The organism is Pseudomonas sp. NFPP02 (assembly GCF_900119355.1).
In the GTDB taxonomy this organism is placed as follows: Bacteria; Pseudomonadota; Gammaproteobacteria; order Pseudomonadales; family Pseudomonadaceae; genus Aquipseudomonas; species Aquipseudomonas paracarnis.
In genome coordinates this window covers 271180-279731 of record NZ_FPJI01000010.1, presented here as the reverse complement: position 1 = coordinate 279731, position 8552 = coordinate 271180, and the positions used below count along the sequence as shown (strand labels likewise).

At 60.6% G+C, this 8552-nt stretch carries 10 protein-coding genes; 8 read left to right on the top strand and 2 right to left on the bottom strand.

Annotation, left to right across the window (positions count from 1 at the left end; all coding sequences use genetic code 11):
• The 5 genes from BT204_RS19025 to BT204_RS19005 all read left to right on the top strand — a co-directional run.
• Positions 1–631, top strand: a 631-nt coding sequence (locus BT204_RS19025; protein ID WP_139271531.1) for a ribonucleotide-diphosphate reductase subunit beta, incomplete at its 5' end; no start/stop codon positions are given.
• 148 nt (positions 632–779) lie between these two features.
• The gene (locus BT204_RS19020) at positions 780–1268 is read left to right on the top strand and encodes a DUF1289 domain-containing protein (protein ID WP_054895944.1); all 489 of its coding nucleotides are present in this window, start codon (positions 780–782) and stop codon (positions 1266–1268) included.
• Positions 1269–1504: 236 nt separating this feature from the next.
• A complete protein-coding gene (locus BT204_RS19015; RefSeq protein WP_057977259.1) occupies positions 1505–2425 on the top strand; it encodes a class I SAM-dependent methyltransferase in 921 nt (306 codons plus the stop codon).
• 148 nt (positions 2426–2573) lie between these two features.
• Positions 2574–3290, top strand: coding sequence for a phosphatidylcholine synthase (gene pcsA, locus BT204_RS19010; RefSeq protein WP_003191017.1), 717 nt, complete (start codon positions 2574–2576; stop codon positions 3288–3290).
• A 109-nt stretch (positions 3291–3399) separates the two neighbouring features.
• On the top strand, positions 3400–4179 hold the full coding sequence (locus BT204_RS19005; protein WP_003191011.1) for a TSUP family transporter: 780 nt from the start codon (positions 3400–3402) through the stop codon (positions 4177–4179).
• Here the strand turns inward: BT204_RS19005 and nudC are convergent.
• Positions 4147–4980: an NAD(+) diphosphatase gene (gene nudC / locus BT204_RS19000; protein ID WP_072447884.1), complete on the bottom strand. Its 834-nt coding sequence runs from the start codon at positions 4978–4980 to the stop codon at positions 4147–4149. The two genes, BT204_RS19005 and nudC, sit on opposite strands and share 33 nt — an antisense overlap.
• A 5-nt stretch (positions 4981–4985) precedes the next feature.
• A complete protein-coding gene (locus BT204_RS18995) occupies positions 4986–5798 on the bottom strand; it encodes a crotonase/enoyl-CoA hydratase family protein (protein ID WP_034127622.1) in 813 nt (270 codons plus the stop codon).
• 184 nt (positions 5799–5982) lie between these two features.
• Here BT204_RS18995 and BT204_RS18990 point away from each other — a divergent pair, with 184 nt between their 5' ends.
• The 3 genes from BT204_RS18990 (at position 5983) to BT204_RS18980 (ending at position 8552) form a co-directional block, all read left to right on the top strand.
• Positions 5983–6537, top strand: coding sequence for a UPF0149 family protein (locus tag BT204_RS18990; RefSeq protein WP_057977255.1), 555 nt, complete (start codon positions 5983–5985; stop codon positions 6535–6537).
• A 235-nt stretch (positions 6538–6772) separates the two neighbouring features.
• Positions 6773–8029 (top strand): 3-phosphoshikimate 1-carboxyvinyltransferase, encoded by a 1257-nt coding sequence (gene aroA / locus BT204_RS18985; RefSeq protein WP_057977253.1) that lies wholly within the window; start codon positions 6773–6775, stop codon positions 8027–8029.
• A gap of 133 nt (positions 8030–8162) precedes the next feature.
• Entirely contained in the window at positions 8163–8552 is a 390-nt protein-coding gene (locus BT204_RS18980) for a hypothetical protein (protein WP_034127625.1), read from the top strand.

The following is an 8552-nucleotide window of genomic DNA, read 5'->3' as shown; positions in this document are numbered from 1 at the left end:
CGAGATCTTCAACATGTACCACGAGATTCCATCGGTCGCCAAAAAGGCCGCCTGGGGCCTGAAGTACACCCGCTCGATCTCCGATCCGAAGTTCGAAACCGGCACCGTCGACACCGACAAAGAGCTGCTGCGCAACCTGGTCGCCTACTACTGCGTGCTGGAAGGCATCTTCTTCTACTGCGGCTTCACCCAGATCCTGTCCATGGGCCGCCGCAACAAAATGACCGGCGTGGCCGAGCAGTTCCAGTACATCCTGCGCGATGAGTCGATGCACCTGAACTTCGGTATCGACGTGATCAACCAGATCAAAATCGAAAACCCACACTTGTGGGATGCCGAGATGAAAGAAGAAGCGACCCAGATGATCCTGCAAGGGACGCAGCTGGAGATCGAATATGCGCGGGATACCATGCCTCGTGGGGTGTTGGGCATGAATGCGGCGATGATGGAGGATTACCTCAAGTTCATCGCTAACCGTCGCCTGTCGCAGATCGGCTTGAAGGAAGAGTACCCAGGCACGACTAACCCGTTCCCGTGGATGAGCGAGATCATGGACTTGAAGAAAGAGAAGAACTTCTTCGAGACCCGTGTGATCGAGTATCAGACCGGCGGCGCGTTGAGCTGGGACTGAATCAACACGAACCAATAAATGTGGGAGCGGGCTTGCCCGCGATAGCGCTGTATCAGTCACGGATGTACCCACTGACACACAGCTATCGCGGGCAAGCCCGCTCCCACATTGGCTATTGATGATCCATAGACTTTGCAAGCAAGCCTTTATGCCCAACCAAACCATCAAAACCCCTTGCGTCGGCCTGTGCTCCACCGTCTACGGTGACCTGGTCTGTCGGGGCTGCAAGCGCTATCACCACGAGGTGATCCAGTGGAATGGCTATAACGCCGAGGAAAAACAGGCGGTGTGGCTGCGTCTGGAACAACTGCTGGTACAGGTAATGGCCAGCAAGCTGGAAGTGTTCGACCCGCACTGCCTGCGACAGCAGTTGGAAGCGCGCAAGATTCGTTTTATGCCGCACCAGTCGCCGTATTGCTGGGCATACCAGTTGATTGCGCGGGGTGCGCGGGTGATTTCCAGGCTGGATGCCTATGGTTTGACGCTGTTACCGGAGTTTCGTGAACGCCACCTGGCGGATTTGCGCGATGCGATAGATCGAGAGTTCTTTTTGCTGTCCGAGGCACATTACGAACGCTATATCGCCCCGGTTTTCTTGAAAGAGTCATTCGGGCCGGCGCTGATTGCCACGCGCTGACCCAAATCGCAAACACTGCGGGAACTGGCCATAGGTAGTTACATTACTGCGGTACAACGCTGGACCTGTGGCGAGGGAGCTTGCTCCCGTGACGGCCCTGACAGCCGACGATGATCCAACTCACGCTCCGCGACCCAAAGTAGATAAGCGTCGACTATCAGGCCGTCATCGCAGGCAAGCCAGTTCCCACCCAATTGTGTTTAAAATGCCGCCCGCCCGATGACTGACGCTTAACGATGAACCCAGACGCACTCGCTACCCTGCACGCCCACTTGCTCACTGCCCTGGCTGACCCGCCTGCGGAAACCCGGCGCCTGTTCCATGGCCGTGGCCGTTGCTGGCCGGGCTTGGAACAACTGACGGTGGACTGGCTGCAAGGGGTGGTGCTGGTTGCTTTGTTCAAAGAAACCGAGCACCTGGATGCCCTGAAGCACACGCTGTTGCAGATCGAGTGGAGCCGTTTCGGCGTGCACACCGTGGCCCTGCAACACCGCTACCTGCCGCAAAGCACCACCGAATGGCTGGTGGGCGACGCCATCGACGAGCTGACCATCACCGAGGGCGGCCTGCGCTACCTGATCGACCTGGGTAAAAAACAGAACAGCGGGCTGTTTCTCGACATGCGTTACGGGCGCAACTGGGTGCGCGAACAAGCCCAGGGCCAGCGTGTGCTGAATTTGTTTGCCTATACCTGCGGTTTTTCCGTAGCCGCCATCGAAGGCGGCGCCGACCATGTGGTGAACCTGGACATGGCCCGTGGGGCCCTAAGCCGTGGCCGCGACAACCATCGCCTGAATGGGCACGACCTGAGCCGGGTGAGCTTCCTGGGCCACGATCTGTTCAAGTCCTGGGCCAAGGTGACGAACAACGGCCCTTACGACCTGGTGATCATCGACCCGCCCTCCTTCCAGAAAGGCAGTTTCCTGCTGACCAAGGATTACCAGCGCGTGCTGCGCCGCCTGCCGGACTTGCTCAGTGCCCACGGCACCGTGCTGGCATGCATGAACGATCCGGCCTTCGGCGAGGACTTCCTGATCGACGGCGTGACCCGCGAAGCACCGGGCCTGCGGTTTGTACAGCGGCTGGAAAACCCACCGGAATTTCCCGACATTGACCCGCAGAGTGGGCTGAAGGCCCTGGTGTTCCGTCAGGGTTGATGCCGAAACATCCTACGCTTGCTACGCTAACGGATACGCCGGGCGGTGAACCTTATCCTCCCCTTCCCGGTCGATACCTGCATTCCCTGGCCAGACTCGACGGCGCTACGTTGTCGGCTGCCCCGTTTGACCTTTTGGAGAACCGCCCGTGATATCGACCCTGCATGTAGCCAGACTCAAAGCCTGGGGCGCCCACGGCTTTACCGCCACCGGTGTGGTACTGGCCTTTTTGGCCACCCTGGCGCTGCTGGAAAACTCCCCCAAGGCGTGCCTGTTGTGGCTGGGCCTGGCATTGGTGGTGGATGGCGTCGACGGCTCGCTGGCGCGACGGGTGAATGTCAGCACGGTGCTGCCCAGCTTTGACGGTTCGGTGCTGGACCTGGTGATCGACTACCTCACCTACGTGTTCATTCCTGCCCTGTTTATCTACCGCTACATCGACCTGCCTGATTTCACCCACCTGTTTGCGGTGTCGGTGATCCTGGTGTCGTCGCTGTTCTGCTTTTGCAACGTGAACATGAAGAGCAAGGACAACTACTTCGTCGGCTTCCCTGCCGCCTGGAACGTCGTTGCCCTGTGCGTCTATATCATCCAGCCGGATGCGTGGGTCACCTTGCTGACCGTGATCGGCCTGGCGCTGTTGACCGTCACGCCGATGAAGTTCCTGCACCCGTTCCGGGTCAAGCGCTTCATGCCGATCAACATCGCCGTGACCACCATCTGGCTGCTGTGCAGCTTCCTGATGGTGGTGGATTACCCGAACACCAACCCTTGGACATTTGGCCTGTGGTCGCTGATGTCGGCGTACTTCCTGGGTATCTGCATCTGGCGCACGGCCGTGGAATGGCTGGGCGCGCACAAATAACCAGGCGGGCCCGGTAAAAAATGCGGGAGAGGCCTGCCCCCTCCCACATTTGAGTCACATCGCAGTAAGATGCTGGCCTTCTGCGGCCCTCCAACAATAAGCCCTGCCCATGCCTTTCGAACTCAGCGTTGACCTCACCACTCTGGCCATCCTGGCCGTTGTCGCTTTTATCGCCGGTTTTATCGACGCCATCGCCGGCGGTGGCGGTTTGTTGACCACGCCCGCCCTGCTCACCGCTGGTATGCCGCCGCACCTGGTGCTGGGCACCAACAAGCTCAGCTCCACCTTCGGCTCGGCCACCGCCAGTTTTACCTTCTACCGGCGCAAGCTGTTCCACCCACGCCAATGGGTGCACGCCATCGTCGGTACCTTGATCGGCGCACTGACCGGCGCGGTCGTCGCGCATTACTTGCCTGCCGAAACCCTGAACAAGATGCTCCCGGTGATCGTCTTCGCCTGCGGTGTGTACCTGCTGTTCGGTGGCACGCCCAAGGCGCCACTGGACGCGGAGGCACCGATCAAAAAGAAATGGCAAGCCACCCAGGGCTTTGGCCTGGGTTTCTACGACGGCGTGGCCGGGCCCGGCACGGGGGCGTTCTGGACGGTCAGCACGATGCTGCTGCACCCCATCGACCTGGTGAAGGCCAGCGGCGTGGCGCGCAGCATGAACTTCGTCAGCAACGCGGCGGCGCTGACGGTGTTTATCATCAATGGTTCGGTGGACTGGATTGTCGGCCTGGCGATGGGGGTATCGGTGATGTGTGGCGCGTTCTTTGGCGCACGCAGCGCGATCAGCGGCGGCGCCAAATTCATTCGCCCGGTGTTTATCACCGTGGTCCTGGGCCTGACCGTGCGTCTAGCCTGGCAGCACTGGTTCAGCGTGGCCTAAACGGCGGGCCACGTAGAGGTCGATGAGGTAACGCGCAATCGAGCGTGACGCCGGTAACGGCGGCAGCTCGTGGATATTGAACCACTGCGCGTCCTCGATCTCGTCGGCCTGGGGCACGATATCGCCACCGGCGTATTCGGCGTGAAAGCCCAGCATCATCGAGTGAGGGAACGGCCAGCATTGGCTGCCCATGTACTGGATGTTCTTGACCTCCAGCTGCACCTCTTCACGCACTTCACGGATCAGGCAGTCTTCGGCGGACTCACCCGGCTCGGCAAAACCGGCCAGGGTGCTGTAGACCCCCGTCACAAAACGCGGAGAGCGCGCCAGCAGGATCTCATCGCCACGGGTCACCAGCACAATCATGCTCGGCGAGATGCGTGGGTAGCTGCGCAGGTCGCAGGCCTGGCAATACATCGCCCGCTCCCTCGGCACCTGCACCATCGCCTGGCCACAACTGCCACAAAAACGGTGCTCCCGCGCCCAGGTACCGATCTGCGCGGCGTAGCCCAGCACCTTGTACAGGGTGTGATCACCTTGCAGCATAAAACCACGCAGGCCCTGCCAACTGCACCCTTGCACCTCTGCCGGCGCGTTGAGCTCCAGCAGGTACACCGGCTCGCCGTCGAGGTGGCCGATGCCGTGTTCAGCGAACACCGACAGCTCTTGGCGCTTGAGCCATTCGCGCGGGAACAGCGGGCCGTTGGTGTCGTGTAAAAAGCCTTCGCGGCTGCGGGCGACGGCCCAGCCGCCAGGGGCGTCGTTGTCCAGCAGCGTTGTGGTAATCCAGCCTGGGGTCATGTCGGTCAATCCACGAATTCGGGTTTCTGCTTACTCATGTGGGCCGCGATGGCCACGCGCAGGTCGTTGGATTGCAACATAGCCGAGTTCCAGGTGGCAACGTATTCCAGGCCGTCATTGACTGTGTGGTCACGCATGTAGCTGATCATGGCCTTGGTGCCGGTCACGGCAATCGGCGACTTGGCGGCGATTTGATGGGCCAGGTCCATGACACCCGCCAGCAGGCTTTCATGATCGGCAAACACGCGATTGACCAGGCCGATGCTGCGCGCTTCTTCGGCACCGAATTGACGACCGGTGTAGGCCAGCTCACGCAGCATGCCATCGCCGATAATGCGCGGCAGGCGTTGCAAGGTGCCGACGTCAGCGGCCATGCCGATGTCGATTTCCTTGATCGAGAATTGCGCGTCCTCGGCGGCATAGCGCATGTCGCACGCGCTGATCAGGTCGATGGCGCCGCCAATGCAGTAGCCCTGGATCGCCGCCAGCACGGGCTTGCGGCAAGTGTCCACGGCGTTGAACGAAGCTTGCAGCTCGAGAATCTTGCGGCGCAGCAGGCGCGCATTGCGACCCACGTCCTTGCCAAAATCATTGGCGATCGAGGCCAGCATCATCAGGTCGATGCCCGAGGAAAAATGCTTGCCCGCGCCGCTGAGCACCACGGCACGCACGGCGTCGGTCTCGTCGACCCATTGGAAGATGTCGATGATTTCGGTCCAGAACGCCGCGTTCATGGCGTTGATCTTTTCCGGGCGATTGATCTGCACATGGGCAACGTTGCCGCTGAGTTCGACAACGAAGGCTTGGTATTCGGACATGGCAGTGATCCCTGACTGGCGATTGAGAAAGGCCAGACTATATCAAGGGTGCGCCACGGCGCATCGGCCAAAAACGGGACTGACCACGGTGAGGGAAAAGACGCTGGATAAAACCCGATGCACAGGCCATCCTTTGCGCTTTAAGCCGCGCTGTGCGCGGCGCTCGACGTTTTAAGGAAATGCCATGCACGCCCAACCCCTCGCTCCCGCCGATTTCGAATTCATTGACGCCACCTTGCTCAAATACGGCGAAGACCACTCGGTGCTGAACATGGCCGAACTCGACGGTTATTTCACCGCCCTGGTTTCCAGCCCGGCCAAGGTGGATGTGGCCGAGTGGTTCCCGGCGATCTGGGGCGGGCAAAACCCTGAATGGGACAACATGGACGAGGCCCAGGCTTTTCTCGAGCTGTGTGTACGCCATATGAATACCCTGGCCGCGCAATTGGCCACTGACTCCCAGGCATTCAAAGCCCGTTTCGATGAAACCGAACATCAAGGCCAGGCGGTGACCCTTGCCGAGGAATGGTGCTTTGGTTATGTGCGCGGTGTGGCGATAGCCAACTGGCCGCCATTGCCCGCTGTACAAGCCGGGCAACTGGAGCGGATTTCCTGCTGCGCCGAACAGGACAATTTCGAACTGCCGGCAGATCTGGATGTAAACGCCCATCAACTGCAGGTCAGCGAAATCGAACCGGCTGCGCGGGCGCTGCATGACTACTGGCTGAGCCAGCGCTAAGGCAGTAGGAGCGAGCTTGCTCGCGAAAAACTTCCAGGCGCCGCGTTCATTCAGGAAGCACGCTTATCGTTGACGTTTTCGCGAGCAAGCTCGCTCCTACATTAGGGACGCAGCGCATGCCAATAAATCACGCAGATCACCCACTCACTCGACAAGCATGGCGTGTTTGCCTGATGATTCGGGTCCGCACGTCGGCCACTCCACGCCACCTTGCCTTGACCAGGAGCCTTGTACCTTGAGTTCGCAGAAAACCGTGACCGTTACACCGCCCAACTTTCCCCTCACTGGCAAGGTCGCGCCCCCCGGCTCCAAATCCATTACCAACCGTGCGCTGTTGCTCGCGGCACTGGCCAAGGGCACCAGCCGTTTGAGCGGTGCGCTCAAAAGCGATGACACGCGCCACATGTCGGTCGCCCTGCGGCAGATGGGCGTCACCATCGACGAGCCGGACGACACCACCTTTGTCGTCACCAGCCAAGGCTCGCTGCAATTGCCGGCCCAGCCGTTGTTCCTCGGCAACGCCGGCACCGCCATGCGCTTTCTCACGGCTGCCGTCGCCACCGTGCAAGGCACCGTGGTACTGGACGGTGACGAGTACATGCAAAAACGCCCGATCGGCCCGCTGCTGGCCACCCTGGGCCAGAACGGCATCCAGGTCGACAGCCCCACCGGTTGCCCACCGGTAACGGTGCATGGCGCGGGCAAGGTCCAGGCCAGGCGTTTTGAGATTGACGGAGGCTTGTCCAGCCAGTACGTATCGGCCCTGCTGATGCTGGCGGCGTGCGGCGAAGCGCCGATTGAAGTGGCGCTGACCGGCAAGGACATCGGCGCCCGTGGCTATGTGGACCTGACCCTCGATTGCATGCGTGCGTTCGGGGCCCAAGTAGACATCGTGGACGACACCACCTGGCGCGTGGCCCCCACGGGCTATACCGCCCATGATTACCTGATCGAACCCGACGCTTCCGCCGCCACTTACCTGTGGGCCGCAGAAGTACTGACCGGTGGCCGTATCGATATTGGTGTAGCCGCGCACGACTTCACCCAGCCCGACGCCAAGGCACAGGCCGTGATCGCGCAATTCCCGAACATGCAGGCCACGGTGGTGGGTTCACAAATGCAGGATGCGATCCCGACCCTGGCGGTGCTCGCCGCATTCAACAATACCCCGGTGCGCTTTACTGAACTGGCGAACCTGCGCGTCAAGGAATGTGACCGCGTGCAGGCGCTGCACGATGGCCTCAACGAAATTCGTCCGGGCCTGGCGACCATCGAGGGTGATGACCTGCTGGTCGCCAGCGACCCCGCTTTGGCTGGTATCACCTGCACCGCACTGATCGACACCCACGCCGACCATCGCATCGCCATGTGCTTTGCCCTGGCCGGGCTGAAAGTCTCGGGCATTCGCATCCAAGACCCTGATTGCGTAGCCAAGACCTACCCTGACTACTGGAAAGCGCTGGCCAGCCTGGGCGTTCACTTAAGCTACTGACACACAAACCTGTAGGAGCGAGCTTGCTCGCGAAAAACGTTAACCAAAACGCGTGTTTGCTGAATGAATGCGGCGCCTGTGAGTTTTTCGCGAGCAAGCTCGCTCCTACAACTGAACCTTGCCGGGAGCGTCAATGACCCTTCGCCAACCCTGCCCACCCGGCGCCTGTGTCTGCAACCGTGAACAACTGCTGGAAGCTCCCGGCGCTGATCTGCGCATTCTGCAACTGACGCGACAGCAGGAAAAAATCCTGCTGGAGCGCCTGGAAAACCTCAAGAGCCTGCAAGACCTCGAACACCTGCAACAGCGGATGTACGACCAACTCGGCATCCGCGTACACATCGCGCCCGGGCATACCGAGGTCAAGAGCATGCGCGGGATCCAGATCGTCATCGACGAACTGCCGGGCATGTGCCGCAAGACCCGCCAGTCGATCCCCGCCTCCATTCGCCGTGGCCTGGAGAAAAACCCAGAGATTGCCTACCGCTTGCTCGACGCCCACGACCTGTTTCGCGACGCTTGA

Coding starts and splice junctions, on each gene's coding strand:
- BT204_RS18995 (WP_034127622.1), bottom strand. CDS start 5,798: ATGTCCGAATACCAAGCCTTCGTTGTCGAACTCAGCGGCAACGTTGCC.
- BT204_RS19005 (WP_003191011.1), top strand. CDS start 3,400: ATGCCTTTCGAACTCAGCGTTGACCTCACCACTCTGGCCATCCTGGCC.
- BT204_RS19015 (WP_057977259.1), top strand. CDS start 1,505: ATGAACCCAGACGCACTCGCTACCCTGCACGCCCACTTGCTCACTGCC.
- nudC (WP_072447884.1), bottom strand. CDS start 4,980: ATGACCCCAGGCTGGATTACCACAACGCTGCTGGACAACGACGCCCCT.
- BT204_RS18980 (WP_034127625.1), top strand. CDS start 8,163: ATGACCCTTCGCCAACCCTGCCCACCCGGCGCCTGTGTCTGCAACCGT.
- BT204_RS18990 (WP_057977255.1), top strand. CDS start 5,983: ATGCACGCCCAACCCCTCGCTCCCGCCGATTTCGAATTCATTGACGCC.
- BT204_RS19020 (WP_054895944.1), top strand. CDS start 780: ATGCCCAACCAAACCATCAAAACCCCTTGCGTCGGCCTGTGCTCCACC.